The 15446-nt window shown below is 64.9% G+C and carries 18 protein-coding genes; 11 read left to right on the forward strand and 7 right to left on the reverse strand.

Features of this window, described 5'->3' with window-relative positions; translation table 11 throughout:
• The first annotated feature begins 46 nt into the window (after positions 1-46).
• The 5 genes from ACFR9U_RS09115 (at position 47) to ACFR9U_RS09135 (ending at position 4168) form a co-directional block, all read left to right on the forward strand.
• On the forward strand, positions 47-193 hold the full coding sequence (locus ACFR9U_RS09115; RefSeq protein WP_247374863.1) for a hypothetical protein: 147 nt from the start codon (positions 47-49) through the stop codon (positions 191-193).
• A gap of 84 nt (positions 194-277) precedes the next feature.
• A complete protein-coding gene (locus ACFR9U_RS09120; protein ID WP_247374861.1) occupies positions 278-1441 on the forward strand; it encodes a thiolase family protein in 1164 nt (387 codons plus the stop codon).
• A 43-nt stretch (positions 1442-1484) separates the two neighbouring features.
• Positions 1485-2606: a pyridoxal phosphate-dependent aminotransferase gene (locus ACFR9U_RS09125; protein ID WP_247374858.1), complete on the forward strand. Its 1122-nt coding sequence runs from the start codon at positions 1485-1487 to the stop codon at positions 2604-2606.
• A gap of 79 nt (positions 2607-2685) precedes the next feature.
• Positions 2686-3537 carry a UbiA family prenyltransferase gene (locus ACFR9U_RS09130; RefSeq protein WP_247374855.1) on the forward strand — a complete coding sequence of 284 codons (852 nt, stop codon included), beginning with the start codon at positions 2686-2688 and terminating at the stop codon, positions 3535-3537.
• A gap of 244 nt (positions 3538-3781) precedes the next feature.
• A complete protein-coding gene (locus ACFR9U_RS09135; protein WP_247374853.1) occupies positions 3782-4168 on the forward strand; it encodes a DUF8159 domain-containing protein in 387 nt (128 codons plus the stop codon).
• A 67-nt stretch (positions 4169-4235) separates the two neighbouring features.
• Here ACFR9U_RS09135 and ACFR9U_RS09140 read toward each other — a convergent pair whose 3' ends face one another.
• The 3 genes from ACFR9U_RS09140 to ACFR9U_RS09150 all read right to left on the reverse strand — a co-directional run bounded on the left by ACFR9U_RS09140 (position 4236) and on the right by ACFR9U_RS09150 (position 7589).
• Positions 4236-4802 (reverse strand): DUF7344 domain-containing protein, encoded by a 567-nt coding sequence (locus tag ACFR9U_RS09140; protein WP_247374850.1) that lies wholly within the window; start codon positions 4800-4802, stop codon positions 4236-4238.
• 329 nt (positions 4803-5131) lie between these two features.
• The gene (locus tag ACFR9U_RS09145; protein WP_247374848.1) at positions 5132-6313 is read right to left on the reverse strand and encodes a redox-regulated ATPase YchF; all 1182 of its coding nucleotides are present in this window, start codon (positions 6311-6313) and stop codon (positions 5132-5134) included.
• A 70-nt stretch (positions 6314-6383) separates the two neighbouring features.
• The gene (locus tag ACFR9U_RS09150; protein WP_247374845.1) at positions 6384-7589 is read right to left on the reverse strand and encodes a polymer-forming cytoskeletal protein; all 1206 of its coding nucleotides are present in this window, start codon (positions 7587-7589) and stop codon (positions 6384-6386) included.
• Positions 7590-7759: 170 nt separating this feature from the next.
• Here ACFR9U_RS09150 and ACFR9U_RS09155 point away from each other — a divergent pair, with 170 nt between their 5' ends.
• Entirely contained in the window at positions 7760-7957 is a 198-nt protein-coding gene (locus ACFR9U_RS09155; RefSeq protein WP_247374824.1) for a DUF5800 family protein, read from the forward strand.
• A 63-nt stretch (positions 7958-8020) separates the two neighbouring features.
• Positions 8021-8158 carry a hypothetical protein gene (locus ACFR9U_RS09160; RefSeq protein WP_247374822.1) on the forward strand — a complete coding sequence of 46 codons (138 nt, stop codon included), beginning with the start codon at positions 8021-8023 and terminating at the stop codon, positions 8156-8158.
• Positions 8159-8239: 81 nt separating this feature from the next.
• Here ACFR9U_RS09160 and pan1 read toward each other — a convergent pair whose 3' ends face one another.
• Complete coding sequence (gene pan1, locus ACFR9U_RS09165) at positions 8240-9454, reverse strand: proteasome-activating nucleotidase Pan1 (RefSeq protein ID WP_247374819.1); 1215 nt, start codon at positions 9452-9454, stop codon at positions 8240-8242.
• Between the two features lie 156 nt (positions 9455-9610).
• On the opposite strand from pan1, the gene ACFR9U_RS09170 reads away from it, so the two are divergent.
• The 4 genes from ACFR9U_RS09170 to rad50 are packed head-to-tail and all read left to right on the forward strand — an operon-like array spanning position 9611 to position 14255.
• Complete coding sequence (locus ACFR9U_RS09170; protein ID WP_247374817.1) at positions 9611-9883, forward strand: MarR family transcriptional regulator; 273 nt, start codon at positions 9611-9613, stop codon at positions 9881-9883.
• Between the two features lie 48 nt (positions 9884-9931).
• Positions 9932-10306: a hypothetical protein gene (locus tag ACFR9U_RS09175; RefSeq protein WP_247374814.1), complete on the forward strand. Its 375-nt coding sequence runs from the start codon at positions 9932-9934 to the stop codon at positions 10304-10306.
• Positions 10303-11580 carry a DNA double-strand break repair protein Mre11 gene (gene mre11, locus ACFR9U_RS09180; RefSeq protein ID WP_247374811.1) on the forward strand — a complete coding sequence of 426 codons (1278 nt, stop codon included), beginning with the start codon at positions 10303-10305 and terminating at the stop codon, positions 11578-11580. The genes ACFR9U_RS09175 and mre11 overlap by 4 nt, the downstream gene beginning before the upstream one ends.
• Entirely contained in the window at positions 11577-14255 is a 2679-nt protein-coding gene (gene rad50 / locus ACFR9U_RS09185; RefSeq protein ID WP_247374808.1) for a DNA double-strand break repair ATPase Rad50, read from the forward strand. The genes mre11 and rad50 overlap by 4 nt, the downstream gene beginning before the upstream one ends.
• 5 nt (positions 14256-14260) lie before the next feature.
• Here the strand turns inward: rad50 and ACFR9U_RS09190 are convergent, their stop codons facing one another.
• The 3 genes from ACFR9U_RS09190 to ACFR9U_RS09200 are packed head-to-tail and all read right to left on the reverse strand — an operon-like array spanning position 14261 to position 15385.
• On the reverse strand, positions 14261-14683 hold the full coding sequence (locus ACFR9U_RS09190) for a DUF7346 family protein (RefSeq protein WP_247374805.1): 423 nt from the start codon (positions 14681-14683) through the stop codon (positions 14261-14263).
• Positions 14684-14708: 25 nt separating this feature from the next.
• Entirely contained in the window at positions 14709-15110 is a 402-nt protein-coding gene (locus ACFR9U_RS09195) for a DUF7322 domain-containing protein (protein WP_247374802.1), read from the reverse strand.
• Between the two features lie 47 nt (positions 15111-15157).
• Positions 15158-15385 carry a DUF7331 family protein gene (locus ACFR9U_RS09200; protein WP_465262016.1) on the reverse strand — a complete coding sequence of 76 codons (228 nt, stop codon included), beginning with the start codon at positions 15383-15385 and terminating at the stop codon, positions 15158-15160.
• Positions 15386-15446: the final 61 nt, after the last annotated feature.

The following is a 15446-nucleotide window of genomic DNA, read 5'->3' on the forward strand; positions in this document are numbered from 1 at the left end:
TCGATTATCCGCAACTTTCACCCGCCTCGCGGGCCGAGAGGGAGATATGACTGATACTGACGACGCAGTCGAGAAGTTCCTCCGCGAGGCAGACACCGTCTTCGGCGAGTACGACGACGGGTACATGGACGCCGACGCCGCGCTCCGGCGGCTTCGGACCGAAATCGAGAATCTCGAAGAATCGACCGAGTAACCCGACGGGCGGTTCGGTGTCCTCGTTGCCAGCCGGGACAAAGGGGAAAACCCGGGACGTGGATGCGGTCAGTGGGGACTGCCAATGACCGACATCGCACTCATCGACGGGGCACGGACGCCACACGGGGAACTACTGGGCGCACTCGCCGACGATTCCGCGGTCGAACTCGGCGCGACCGCACTGGACGGCCTGCTCGATCGAACTGGCGTCGAACCCGACGCCGTCGACTGGGTCGGCCTCGGCAACGCCATCCAGGCCGGCGTCGGCCAGGTTCCCGCCCGACAGGCCGTCGTCGACTCGGAGCTCCCGCTCGACGCGCCCGCGACGACGATCAACGAGGCCTCTGGTTCTGGGGTGCGGGCGCTGGCGCTCGCTGCCGACCGCATCGACGCCGGCCGCGCCGAGTTCGTCATCGCCGGCGGCATGGAGTCGATGTCGAACGCACCGTTTCTCCTGCCGGACTACCGTGAGGGCCGCCGCCACGGCAACGGTGAGGTCGTCGATTCGATGGTCCACGACGGCCTCTGGGACCTCGATTACGAGGGGCACATGGGCGAGATCACCGAAGAGATGGTCGCACGCGAGGACCTCAGCCGCGAGGAAATCGACGAGTACGCGCTCCAGAGCCACCGGCGCGCTGCCGAGAACATTCAGGAGGGTACCTTCGACGCCGAGACCGTGGCGGTCGAGACGTCCGACGGCCTCGTGGAACGCGACGAGGGGCCGCGACCCGAATCGACGAAGGAATCGATGGGTCGTCTGCCGACGCCGTTCGCAGAGAACGGGACGATCACGCCCGGCAACGCCTCGAAGCTCGCCGACGGCGCCGGCTGCGTGCTGCTCGCCGACGAGCAGGTCGCCCACGAACGGGGATTCGGCGTTATGGCACATCTCGTCGACTACGCCGTGAGCTACCGGCCGCCCGCGGAGTTCAACGAAGCCGTCGGGGACGTCATCGAGAAGCTGCTCGACCGGAACGACCTGTCCGTCGGGGACGTCGATCACTACGAGGTCAACGAGGCGTTCGCCGCCCAGACCGTCTACGTCCGTGACCGCCTGGGGATTCCCGAAGACCGCCTGAATCCAAACGGTGGCGCGGTCGCGTTCGGCCATCCCATCGGGGCGAGCGGCGGAATGCTCGCCACGTCGCTGGCCTACGCCATGGAGCGCGAGGACGCGACCTACGGGCTCGTCGGCATGAGCGTCGGCGGTGGCGGGGCGATCATGGCGCTGTTGGAGCGGTAGCGCACTGGAAAGCTTTAGAGGGTGGCGCTCCGGTGAGTACGGTATGACAGGGTTCTCATCGCGAATCGAGCAGGTGTCGATCTCGGGCATCCGCGAGGTGTTCGAGGCCGCCGGCGAGGACGCCATCAACCTCGGTCTCGGCCAGCCCGACTTCCCGACGCCCGACCACGTCAAGCAGGCCGCGGTCGACGCCATCCAGGCCGGGAAGGCCGACGAGTACACCTCCAACAAAGGGACGCTCGAACTCCGCGAGGCAATCAGTGCGAAGTACGACCGCGATTACGGCCTCGCCGTCGAGCCCGAGCACGTCATCGCCACCGCCGGCGGCAGCGAAGCGCTCCACATCGCGCTCGAAGCCCACGTCGATCAGGGCGACGAGGTCATCTATCCCGACCCGGGCTTCGTCTCCTACGAGGCGCTGACCCACATCGCGGGCGGGGACCCCAAACCGGTTCCGCTCCGGGAGGACCTGACGCTGGACCCCGCGACGGTCGAGGAGGCCATCACGGACGACACGGCCGTCTTCGTCGTCAACAGCCCGTCGAACCCGACCGGTGCGGTCCAGTCGCCCGAGGACATGCGGGAGTTCGCCCGAATCGCGGACGAACACGACGTGCTGTGTCTCTCAGACGAAGTGTACGAACACATCGTCTTCGAGGGCGAACATCGCTCGCCCCTGGAGTTCGCCGAGAGCGACAACGTCGCGGTCGTCGGCGCGTGCTCGAAGACCTACTCGATGACCGGCTGGCGCCTCGGCTGGATCACTAGCAGTAACCCGCGGATCGAGCGGATGTTGCGCGCCCACCAGTACGGCCAGGCCTGCGCCACGGCCGCGTCACAGTACGCCGCCGAAGCAGCGCTGACCGGCCCCCAGGACCCCGTCGAGGAGATGGTCGCGGCGTTCGAAGAGCGACGAGACGTCCTGCTCGACGGCCTCGCCGACATGGGGATCGACTGCCCGACCCCGAAGGGCGCCTTCTACGCGATGCCGAAGGTGCCCGAGGGCTGGGTCGACGAAGTCATCGACCGCGGCGTCGTCGTCGTGCCCGGTGACGCCTTCGGGGAACACGGCGCTGGCTACGCTCGCATCTCCTACGCCACCGACGTCGAGACCCTGAAGGACGCCCTGGAAATCATGGACGAGGCGACGACGGCAGTTCGATAACCTCGCTGTTAACTCGTCGATCTGTCCTGTCACGTGCCGCTGAACGATTTTTTTCAGCGCGTGCGCCGACCGTGTAAGTATGGCGATTGCTCGTCACGGGTCGGGGGCCAGTGCCGGACTCAGGGCGCTCGGTTCGCAGATCCACCCGGTGTTCATGCTGCCGCCGCTCGCGTCGTCGCTGTTCGGCGCGATCCTCGCCGGTGACGTGTCTGTCGCTCTGGCCGCCCTCCACCTGGCCGCCGTGTTCAGCGGTCTCTACACGGCCCACGTCAAGGACGGCTACGTCGACTTCTACCACCGCGGTGAGGACGACGACCATCCGCTCACGGCGACTGGGTGCCGCGTCGCACTCGCGGCCGCGACGATCGCTTTCACCATCGCACTCGGCGCGATCTTTCTGCTGGTCGGCCCGCTTGCAGCACTTTTGACGCTCCCGGGGTGGATCATCGGGTACTTCCACGCGCCGCAACTCGACATGCATCCCGTGACTGCGACCGCTGGCTACCCGTCTGGAATCGCGCTCGCGCTGGTCGGTGGCTACTACGTGCAGGCCGAGGCCGTCGCGCCGGTTCCGCTGGCCTTCGCCGCCGTCTTCCTGCTCGTTCTCTCCGGAATCAAGGTCGTCGACGACGCACAGGACTACGAGTACGATCGATCGATCGGGAAACGGACCGTCGCGGTCGAACTGGGGCGGGCACGCGCCCGCCTGACCGCCTACGGACTGATGGCCGTGGGCCTGCTGACCGTCCTCGCACTCGCTGCTGCGACCGTCTTCCCCCCGAGCGCGGCTCTCGCGCCGATCGTGTTCGCTGGTGTCGCGACGTTGACTCACCGAGCCGACGCAGAACTATCAACGATGCTATTGATTCGCGGCTCGTATCTCTTCCTCGCCGTCCTCGTCGCCGCAGTCTGGTTCCAGCCGCTCCGCTGACCGGCGACCGCACAGCGCCTGTCATCGTTTCGAACAACCGGCCACCCGTCACCGCTCTCGCACGGGAAATGTAACAATTAGGACGTGAACTTCAGTCGAACGAGACGGTGAGGAACGTGCAGGCGACTGTTTCTTCCTGCCATTGGCTAGATGTAACAATCAAGATTGCTATAAATGGACAGGTATACCCGGCACCACCCTCTCCCGGGAGAGTACCGATAACACGTCCACGGGAAGGAACCACATGCCAACGTTCCAAACAGTCGTTTCGCGGTCACTGAAAACAACCGACGCGACGTTCGAATCGCTCGTCGTCGCTGACGACGCGATGTCGTTGAGCTATCGCGTGTCAGACACGGACGACCCGGACGCCATTACGGAGCAGGTGGCAGCGGTTGCGGCAGCCTATCTGCTCGCCGTTCGCGATGGCTCCGGCCGCACAGAACTCACGGTCGAACTGTACGAAGAGGACGCGTCGGTTCCAGTCGCCTCCTACTGCATCGACGCCGATTGGGCACGTGCCTGCGTCCTCGGGGACGTCGACCGAGAGGACTACTTCCAGCGCGTGCTCGACACGCTCGCGACGCGGCAGCAGCGGATGGCCGGCAAAGTCGAATTCGCCGAGGCCTGACTCGCTGGGTGAGAGACGCTGGTCCCTGCTGGCGTGCCCCGTCGTCGCTGATCGCGTCCGTAGCCGGTCACTGTCGAATGAGGTCCGGCGGTTCGTGGTCCGCACCGAGTCGCATCTCGGTGTACCCGACGTAGCGCTGGACGAGCGCGGACGCGCCGACGATGGCGACGAAGAGTCCCGTAATACCGATCTCGCCGACCGCCGCGAACGGCGGGAGACCGACGAAGGCGGCGACTACTAACAGCCCACAGACGATCGTCAGGCCGAGATAGTAGAGACTCCAGGGGATGTCGCCCCGACCGACCACGTCGAGATACACGTCGAGATTCGCGGCGGCGGGTGCGAGCGAGACCGTCTGCTGATCGCGATCGTACTCGACGACTCCCCGATCGTCCATCATCGGGAGGTGACTCTGTCTGAGTGCCGTTCTGACGCTGTTGTGCTTGCGTTGACTGATGTTGTTGACTGGTTCACCACTTTCCCAGGCTGCGACTCTGTCGGTTAGTTCTTCGAGATACACGTCTCGACCGGCGTGGCGTTTCAGATGATGGAAGACGTATCGTCGCCGCTGGTTTCCGAGAACCTCGAACACGTCGTCAGCTCTCAACACCGACCGCTCCTCACCGTCGACCACTGTTGGCTCCTGACTTGCCGAGTGCACGATTTCTGTGTACCCCCGACCTACTGGGAATGGTTGCCAGTTCTGGCCTTTGTTATGCGGCTCCCCCACACGATTGCAGTGAGGATGAAATCGACTACGAATCGTATAGGTGTCGGCTGATAATGCAATACCTGTAACTAATGGATGCTCCGTCCACGTACTGTCAATTTAACGAGCCGCGGCGGACGTCCGTCCAGCGCCGAACTCATCGACGCCGATCCCAATCTTGTCGGCCGTCGTGCATACTGCTTCGCAGGAGCGCTCCGTGCACGGCTCCGACAGCGACGCGTTTCCCGTGCCGATCACTTCGCCGAGCTCACGATCTTCACCACGTCGCCCTCGTCGAGTTCGGTGTCGTCGGCGATCTTCCGGCCGTCTTTCGCATCGACGGCGTGCAGGTAGCCGTCGCCGATGTCGGAGTGGACGGCGTACGCCAGGTCCGTCGGCGTCGACCCCTGGGGTAGGAGGAAGGCGTCGGGTAACACGTTTCCCTTGGCGTCGGTCCACTTGCTCTCGTTCTGGACCGGGTAGGCGGTGAAGTGGTCGAGCAGGTCGTAGACGGCGGTGTTCAGCGCCTCCTGGATCCCCGTGCCGCTCCCCTCGTCCATCACGTCGCGGATGCGTTCGAGACCCTGCTCCTGTTCGCCGCTTATGTCGCCGACGATGTCGAAGTCCGGATCGCCCGGATCGTAATCGATGATGCCGGCCTCGGCACCCTTGCGCAGGGCGAGTTCGCCGTCGGCCGTCGCGGGGACGACGTACTCGGCGGCCTCTTCGAGGCGCTCGACGTTCCCCTCGGGAGCGATGTCCGCCTTGTTTGCGACGACGACGATCGGTTTGGTCCGTTCGCGGATGTCCCGGGCCAGTTCCTCGCGATGGTCGTCGGTCCACTCGCGGGGGTCTGCGGGGTAATCGAGGTCACGCAGCGTCCGTGCGATGTCCAGCTCCGTCGCGCCGATGCCGGTCAGCATCTCGGCGAGCGCCTCGTCGATGTCGAAGTCCGGCGAGCGGGACTGGCGCTCGACCGACTCCCAGTTGCGGTCGACGATGCTGGCCAGCCAGAGGTCCATCTCTTCCTCGATGAAGTCCACGTCTTCCACGGGGTCGTGTTCGCCCACTTCGACGGGTTCGCCCTCCTCGTTGGTCCCGCCGGAGGCGTCGACCACGTTGAGGATCACGTCGGCGTTCGAGAGCTCGTCGAGGAACTGGTTGCCGAGGCCGCGTCCCTCGTGGGCACCGGGAACGAGTCCGGCGACGTCCAGCAGTTCGATGGGGACGTAGCGCTTGCCGTCGTGGCAGTGCTCGTCGCCGCAGCGTTCGTCCCGTTCGAGACAGGGGCACTCGGTGCGGACGTGGCTGACGCCGCGGTTGGCGTCGATGGTGGTGAAGGGGTAGTTCCCCACGTCGACCTCGGCCATGGTGGCGGCCTTGTAGAACGTAGACTTGCCGGCGTTCGGCTTCCCGGCAAGTGCGACCGAAAGCATGCCCGGAGGTACCCGGGAGAAAAGGAAGGGGCTTTCGGTCTTCGCGACGCGAGCGGCCGGCGTCCTCGCGCTACCGAGGGCTCGTCGAACCCCGCTCCATGGGGTCTCTGTGGCCGTTCTCGCGATAGCTGTCGGGGTCAGTCCCGTCTGCAGTCACACGCTCAGTCCCTTTCGCGACGGTGTCCTGCTCCGACGCTGCTGCGGTCGGCTGCTCGTCTGTCGTCGTCTCCTCGTCGTCCGACTGGGCTGCGTCTGGCGACTCCTCGTCGTTCGACTCCTCGGCGTCCGTCGTCTCGTCTCGTTCCTCCGGCTCGTCGGCAACGTCCTCGTCGGCGTCGTGCTCGTCAGTCTCGACACTCTCGTCGACGTCGCTCTCCTCAGTGTCTGCGGTCTCGCGTTCCGACTCGTCGTCCGTGCTGCTGGTCGCATCGTCCGGCTGGTCGTCGTCACGGACCAGGGTCATCTCGCCGCGCGCTCGAATCGACCCGTCGACGACGGCGTCCTCGTGGAGTACCACGTCCGTTGCGGAGATGTCGCCCCAGACGTGAACGTCCGGGCCGACGCCAACAGTCCCGTTCCGGGTGGTCACGTCGCCGTGAATTTCGGTCCCATGTCCGATTTCGATGTCCTCGCGGGCCCGGAGACTGCCGAAGACGTTGTTGTCGGCTCCCACGGTGAGCTCTTGGGCTCGAATGTTGCCGTGGAGCCGGCAATCGTCTCCGATCGTCGCCGGTGTCGAAACCCGCCAGGCGTCGTCGCTCACGCTGGCGTTCCGTGGAACCAGAATCGGGTCGTGGTCCCGCTCGTCGTCGACTAAGTCGGACATGAGGTCTTCGGCGGCTTCCTCCTCACCGATGCGCAGGAGCTGCGAGAGATACACGAAGAGGAAGACGATGGTCGGCATCGGGTTTCGGATAACGATCCACCCGTTGGCCTCGAACCCCTCCTCGATGTCGACGTCGTCGCCGATGTCGAGGTCGCCCGAGACCATCAACTGGCCGTCGACGTGCACTCGCTCGCCGATGTACGCGTTCCGTCCGGCGAGCACGTTACCGTCGACGTCACTCCACATGTCCAGCCGGCAGTCGCCCTCGGCTTCGATGTCGCCACCGAAGCGAACGCGTTCACCGGCAATGACGTGGTGCCCACGGACGCCGAATCCGACGGTACTCTGTCCGCCGACGATCACGTCCCCGTCCGTCACGAGGTCGTGCTCCTCGACGGTCGTCCCGTCCGGAATTGACAGTTCGTCTAACGGGTCCGAGCGCAGCGGCACACCCGTATGTGCACAGTCGGCCGTATTAAACCTCCTGCCGCCGTCTGACGAATGTCTGACGCATATACGATTTCTGCCATGTCACACATATGCGACTGTCGGTCGTCCCGGCGTGCACGCCATCGTGCGTATCGCGCAGTTTTTTACCTGGGTGGGGCGTACCCTGGTGCATGACGGTCCTTTCTTTCGACGAGCAGGGGGTCGACGTCGTCTACCAGGGTACAGAGTTCCGTCTCGAAAAGGCGCTCATTGAGGACGCGATCGGGAAGTCCTATCCCGACGTGACGGATCACGAGGTCCTGAAGATCGTCGAAGAAGACCCCGCACTGTCCGGTGAGCCACGGCGGATCGCCGAGATTCTGGACTGATCGTTCCATGTCAACTGCCCGGAAGTCGATACTACTAACTGCCGGCGTACGTATCACACAGGTATGACTACGCTTTCCGAGAAGTTCGATCACCCGTCCTGGTTCACTGCCGGTGGGACTGTCCTGGGCTACCTGGCTATTCTCGCCGTGATGACCGTGCTGCTGTTCGTCGTCCCGTTCGTGCTGTTTTCCTTCCTGTAGGTCGGAGCAGATTTCGCTGCTGAAGCGGTCGCAGAAACGATTGGACTCCGGCTCGCAAAAATCAGTGCCCGTGAGTGACGACTACGCGAACGTCTTCGAGACGTCTTCGTCCTCTTCCTCTTCGGCCTGGATCTTCTCCCAGGCGTTCTCGAAGTCCTCCATGCGGACCTCCGTCCGGTCGTCGCGGATGGCGAACATCCCGGCCTCGGTGCAGATCGCTTTCACGTCGGCGCCGGAGGCTTCCTCGGCCACGTCCGCGAGTTCTGCCCAGTCCACGTCGTCAGAGACGTTCATGTTGCGGGTGTGGATCTTGAAGATCTGCTCCCGGCCGTCACGGTCGGGTTTCGGCACCTCGATGAGGCGGTCGAACCGACCGGGGCGGAGGATGGCGCGGTCGAGCATGTCGAAGCGGTTGGTGGCGGCGATGATGCGGATCTCGCCGCGGTCCTCGAAGCCGTCCATCTCCGAGAGCAGTTGCATCATCGTCCGCTGGACCTCTGCATCCCCGCTCGTCTTGGACTCGGTGCGCTTGGCCGCGATGGCGTCGATCTCGTCGATGAAGATGACGGCTGGCTCGTGCTGGCGTGCGAGCTCGAAGAGGTCTCGAACGAGCTTTGCACCCTCGCCGATGAACTTGTGGACCAGTTCCGAGCCGGCCATCTTGATGAAGGTGGCGTCGGTCTGGTTCGCGACGGCTTTCGCGAGCATCGTCTTCCCGGTACCCGGCGGGCCGTGGAGCAGAACGCCGCTCGGCGGGTCGATGCCGACGTCCTCGAACATCTCGGGGTTCTTCAGGGGCATCTCGACGGTCTCGCGGACCTCGTCCATCTGGTCTTCGATGCCGCCGATGTCCTCGTAGCCCACGTCCGGACTCTTGTCGACCTGCATGACGCGAGCGCGAACGTCGGTTTCGTCGTCGAGAGATTTGACGATAGAGAGAGAGTTGTTGACAGCGACCCGGCTGTCGGGTTCCAGGTCCTCCCGCATCTCGTCGGTGACCTCCGTCAGGGCCTCCTGGTTGTTGCCGTGCTGTTTGATGATGACGCCTTCGTCGGTCAACTCCTGCACCGTGGCGACGAACAGCGGCGACTGCTTGAGCTTCTTGTTCTCGTGGGTCAGCCGTTCGAGCTTCTGCTGGTACTTGTTGTTCTCGGCGTTCGCATCGAGCAGCTTGTCCCGCATCTCCTCGTTTTGAGACTCGAGCACCTCGAGCCGCTCCTGGAGGGCGCTGATCTTCTCCTGCTGTGACGCGTCTTCATCGTACGGCAAATCGACGTCGTCAACAGTGTCAGTCATTGACCCTTCGTAGTGGATGTAGTAATAAGAGGCTTCGGGTAGACACAGGCCGTGAACTACGAACGTTTGCTTGCGATTTGCCCGATGTGCGATGAGCTACGGTAATAAATACGAATAAGAAATATTATTAAGCTGTATGTGAAACTCGGTGGTACGATGAGCGCCTCAGAGTCAACCCAAGCGGACGCCGACGCTGGGAGTTGGGAGGCAGTGAGAGAACTGCCGCCGAGTGCGAAACTGGTCGCCAAAACCCTGGAGTACAACGACACGCTGACCCAGAGCCAACTGGCCGAGGAGACGCTGTTGCCGCCGCGGACCGTCCGGTACGCCCTCAACCGACTGGAAGAAGTCGGCGTCGTCGACTCTCGATTCTCCTTTTCGGACGCACGGAAACGTATCTACACGCTCAGCATCGAGGACGCGGCCTGATCCGTTCGAGCCGAACGTTCAAGTGCGAACACGGAACCACTGCACCGTGTGCCCGACCACGAATCCGTCAAACGGGCGCTCGCCCGTCTCGCGGCCCGCTCGACCGGCGCTACCAGCGGAACGGCGCCACGCCTGATTGCTGATCCGACGGGGAACTACCGAGCCGTGATCGACCAGGCGAGTGCCGCCGTCCAGGAACTGTCCACAGCGGCAGCGTTCGTCGAAGCAGACGGACTCCAGCGACTCGCCGCGGCGATCGACGCCGCGGAGGCTGCCGGCGACCACGCTGGGGCCCGCCGCGGCCGCGAGGCGCTGTCGACGTTTCAGCGAGTTCGGGCGGCCGCGGAAGTACCGGACCGCGACCACTTTCACTCCGGTCGCGGAACCCATTTAGGGGGTGGCGACGAAGGGGCAGGAAAATGACACGGGTGATTCATACGGGAGACACACATCTCGGCTACCGGCAGTATCACCGGCCGGAACGCCGAGCGGATTTTCTCGATGCCTTCCGCCAGGTCGCCAACGACGCGATCGACGACGACGTGGACGCCCTGGTCCACGCGGGCGACCTCTTTCACGACCGCCGTCCGGACCTCCCAGACATTCTCGGCACGCTCTCCGTTCTGCGCGATCTCGCCGCCGCCGACGTGCCCTTCCTGGCGATCGTCGGCAACCACGAGACGAAACGCGACGCTCAGTGGCTGGACCTGTTCGAGTCGCTCGGCCTGGCGACGCGCCTCGGTGCCGACCCCGTCACCGTCGGGAACACCGCTTTCTACGGCCTGGACTTCGTCGCCCGCTCCCAGCGCGAGGACCTGGCCTACGACTTCGAGCCCCACGACGCCGACCACGCGGCGCTCGTGGCCCACGGCCTGTTCGAACCGTTCGACTACGCCGACTGGGACACCGAGACCGTCCTGAGCGAGTCGAACGTCGACTTCGACGCGCTGCTGCTCGGCGACAACCACAAACCGCAGAAAGCAGAGCTGGAAGGGACGTGGGTCACTTACTGCGGGTCCACCGAGCGCGCGAGTGCGGACGAGCGCGAGGACCGCGGCTACAACATCGTGACCTTCGACGACGAGGTGTCCATCCGACGCCGCGGAATCCCCACCCGCGACTTCGTGTTCGTCGACGTCGAACTCGGCGAGGGAGAAGGGGTCGAACGCGTCTGCGAGCGCGTCGGGCAACACGACCTCGAAGACGCCGTGGTCGTCGTCAACGTCGAGGGCGACGGCGACCCCGTGACGCCGGCTCAGATCGAGGAGTACGCCGACGAGGAAGGCGCTCTCGTCGCTCGTGTCACGGACCACCGCGAGGTGGCCGACACGGCCGATGTCGACGTCAGCTTCGCCGACCCGGACGACGCCGTCCGCGAACGGATCAGAGACCTCGGGCTGAGTCGGGCCGCACGGGACATCGACGAGACGGTCCGCGCCAGCAAGGTCGCGGACTCGAACGTCACCGAGGAAGTGGAACGGCGGGTCCGCGACCTCGTCGAAGACGACGAAGCGAGCGCCTTCCAGCCGGCCGAGACCGACGAGTCCCAAGCAGGCGATCCCGCCGGCGCCGACGAGGAAGCGACGGCCGACGGCGGTGCGGCGACTGCAGACGGGAGCGAGCCCGACGGGGCGTCGGGCGGGAACGACGGCGAGAGCACCGACGGGCAGTTGACGATGGAGGACTACGAGCGATGAAGTTCGAGCGCGTCAGGCTGGAGAACTTCAAGTGTTACGCGGACGCGGACCTGCGGCTGGACACCGGTGTGACGGTCATCCACGGGCTGAACGGCAGCGGGAAGTCGTCGCTGCTGGAGGCGTGCTTTTTCGCGCTGTACGGCGCCCGCGCGCTGGAGAAGAAACTGGACGAGGTCGTGACGATCGGTGCCGACGACGCCACGGTCGAACTCTGGTTCACCCACGGCGGGCAGTCCTACCACCTGGAACGGCGCGTCCGGGTGACGGACGACCGGGCGAGCACCGCGAAATGCGTCCTGGAGACGCCGGACGGGGTCTTCGAGGGTGCCCGCGACGTCCGCGAGCACGTCACGGAGCTACTCCGGATGGACGCCGAGGCGTTCGTCAACTGCGCGTACGTTCGCCAGGGCGAGGTGAACAAGCTCATCAACGCCACGCCGACCGAGCGCCAGGACATGATCGACGACCTCCTGCAACTCGGGAAACTGGAAGACTACCGCGAACGCGCAAGCAACGCCCGACTGGGCGTCAAGCACGTCCGGGACGCAAAGCAGGAACTGCTGACGGACGTGGCGAGCCAGATCGAACGCAAGGAGGACAAAGACCTCCACGAGCGACTGAACTCCCTCCAGTCGCGGCTCAACGAGATCGACAGCGACATCGAGCGGTATGAAACGAACCGGGAGAGCGCAGTCGAAACCCGCGACGAAGCGCAGTCGATCATCGAGGAGTACGACGAGAAACGCGAACGACTGGCCGAGCTGACCGAGGAGATCGAGTCGCTGACCGCCGACATCCAGGAGACCGAACAGGAGCGCGAACAGGTCGGTGAGCGCATCAGCGAGCTGAAATCACAGCTCGACGAGTCTCGCGAGCGCCGTGACGACCTGCTCGCCGACACCGACCTGGAGACGGCGACCGAGGAGGCCGTGGCCGACCGCCTCGACTCGCTTCGCGAACGGGACGACGAACTCCGGAGCGACATCGAGGAGTATCAGCTGGCGGTCCAGAAACACTCGAGCGAAGCCGACTCGCTCCGCGCGACGGCCGACGACCTCGAACAGCGGGCCACGGAGAAACGAGAGAAAGCGGCGAACCTCGAAGCGAACCTGGCCGAGACGCGCGAGAAGCTGGCCGACCGCCGCGAGAAGATCGAGACGCTCTCGGAGCGCATCGAGGACAAAGAAGCAGTCTTCGAGGACGCACCGATCGCGATCGGCGAGGCGAACGACCACTGGGACGCGGTCGCCGACGACCTGAACGAAGCGCGCGAGCGCGAGACGGAACTGGAAGCGAAACTGGAGAGCGCACAGGCGAAACTCGACGAGGCCGAGGAGCTGCTCGACGCCGGGAAGTGCCCGGAGTGCGGGCAGTCCGTCGACGGGTCGCCCCACGTCGAGTCCATCGACGAGCATCGCGACCGCGTGGCCGAGATCCAGGACGACCTCGTCACGGTTCGGGCCGAGCGAGAGCAGTTGGAGGAACGGCTGGAACGAGCGGACGAACTGGTGGACGTGCAGAACGACCTCGCGCAGCTGCGGAACAACCTGGAGAACGTCGAACAACTCGTCGCCGAACAGGAAGGCAGCGTCGAGGAGAAGACGACCCAGGTGACGGAACTCCGCGAGGAGGCCGACGAACTGGAGTCCGACGCCGAGTCGAAGCGTGACGAAGCGGCGGACGCGGCCGACGAGGCGGACGAAGAGCGCGAGAAAATCGCCGAGTGCAACAGCGAGCGCGGTGACCTCCGCGAGCAGATCGAGCAACTCGAACGACTGCGGGACGCCGTCGACCGGATCGCCGATCTCGAGGACGAACTCGAACGATTACGGGAGAAGCGCTCGAACAAGGCGGAGCTGAACGACGAGCGGCGGGACCGACTGGCCGACAAGCGCGAGCGGAAGGCCGACCTGGAAGCCGAGTTCGACGAGTCGGCGATCGAACAGGCGCGCCAGGAGAACGAGCGGGCGACGCAGTACATCGAGAAGGTCGACCCGAAACTCGACGAACTCCGCGAGGAACGCGACGAGGTGACGGGACAGATCGGCGGCGTGCAACAGGAGATCGAGGACCTGGAGAGTCTGCGAGACCGCCGCGAATCGTTGTCGGCGACCGTCGAGCGCCTGGACTCGCTGTACGAGGAAGCCGAACAGCTCCAGGAGATGTACGGGACGTTGCGGGCGGAGCTGCGCCAGCGCAACGTCGAGAGCCTCGAACGAATGTTGAACGAGACCTTCGACCTGGTGTACCAGAACGACTCGTACTCGCGGATCGAACTCGACGGGGAGTACGAACTGACGGTGTACCAGAAAGACGGCGAAGCGCTCGACCCCGAGCAGCTCTCGGGCGGTGAGCGCGCGCTGTTCAACCTCAGCCTCCGGTGTGCGATTTATCGGTTGCTGGCGGAGGGCATCGAGGGGTCTGCGCCGATGCCCCCGCTCATTCTCGACGAGCCGACGGTGTTCCTGGACTCCGGTCACGTCTCGCAACTGGTCGAACTGGTCGAGGCGATGCGGGAACTCGGCGTCGAGCAGATCGTGGTCGTCAGTCACGACGAGGAACTCGTCGGCGCAGCAGACGATCTCGTGCTGGTCACGAAGGACGCGACGACGAACCGGTCGACAGTCGAGCGCGGGGCCGCGGATCTAGACGCGGTCGTGCTCCCCTCGGACTGAGCGGCTCAGGTTCGGAGGTGGTCTAGCCCGTCTGCTGCGGTTTCGGTGGTCTCGTAGCCGCGCTCGCCGGCGACGCGCGTTTCTTCGACGAGGCCGGCGGCCCGAAATTCGGCGAGCATTCCGTGGAGGTCGCTCTCACAGAGGTCGTACGCCGAGAGCAGCGTTCTGACGGGCGTGGGGCCGCGGGCGTCGAGGTCGAGGAGCAACCCCAGCGATCGATCGTCGCGGACGGCGGTGAGAACGGTCCGGGCGGCGTCGGGGACGGCGCGGGCCGCAGTCGCGAGGGGCGACTCGCCGTCGACGGGTTCCAGTTCGTCGTTGGCGATGTAGCGCTCCTCGCCGGTTTCGGGATGTCGGACGCGGCTGGACTCCCCGGACTGTTTGAGCAAGAGATACAGGGTGCCCGATTCGTCGCGGACGCTACGCATACGCCGAGCTAGCGGTCAGGCGTGGTTAGCCGTTGTGGTCGTCGTCGCTCGTGACGCGCTTGTACCGGCGGTAGCCGTAGACGAACGCGCCGACGCCGAGCGCGAACACCGCGGTGCCGTTGGTCCACTCGCCGCGGAAGTAGATCAGCATCGGGCCGAGCGACGCGGCGAACAGAGCGAGGTTGAAGACCATGACGAGCTTCCAGAACGACCTGGCGAGGTCGTCCGGAACGTCGGTCTCCGAGAGCTCCGGCGGCTCCGGGACGTCGACTTCGGGGACGTCCGGCCCGAGGTCTTTGACGAAGTCCTGCTCGTCGGGTTCGGCGGCTTTGCCGGGGTCGTCTGGCTCGGCGGCTTTGCCTGGATCGACGAATCCACTGGCATCGTCGGATTCGGGCTGCCGCCGTTCGTCGTCCGAGCCGGTCACTACACCTCCGTTCGAGAAGGCTGCGAAAAAAGGTTGCGTGCCGCGGTTCAGACTGCGTCGGTGAGGGGGACCGCGTCAGTCGCCTGGACCCACGCGAGCGGGTTCTCGGCGTCGTAGAGGACGACGCCGTCGTCGGTTTCGTACGCTTCGATGGTCTCGACTGCGGCGGGAACGTCGGGGTCCCGTGATTCTGCCGCGCTGTCCAACTTAGTCCGACTACCGTTGGCGCGGTCCGTCATAGCGTCTTCAGACTGTGGTAAGATGTGCCATGTCATATACCTTGTGGGCGAGTCACGTCTCAACACGGAGAGGGGACCGTCGGGATTTTAGGTGGGG

Origin of the sequence: Halorientalis brevis, from assembly GCF_042678165.1 — an archaeon.
In the GTDB taxonomy this organism is placed as follows: Archaea; Halobacteriota; Halobacteria; order Halobacteriales; family Haloarculaceae; genus Halorientalis; species Halorientalis brevis.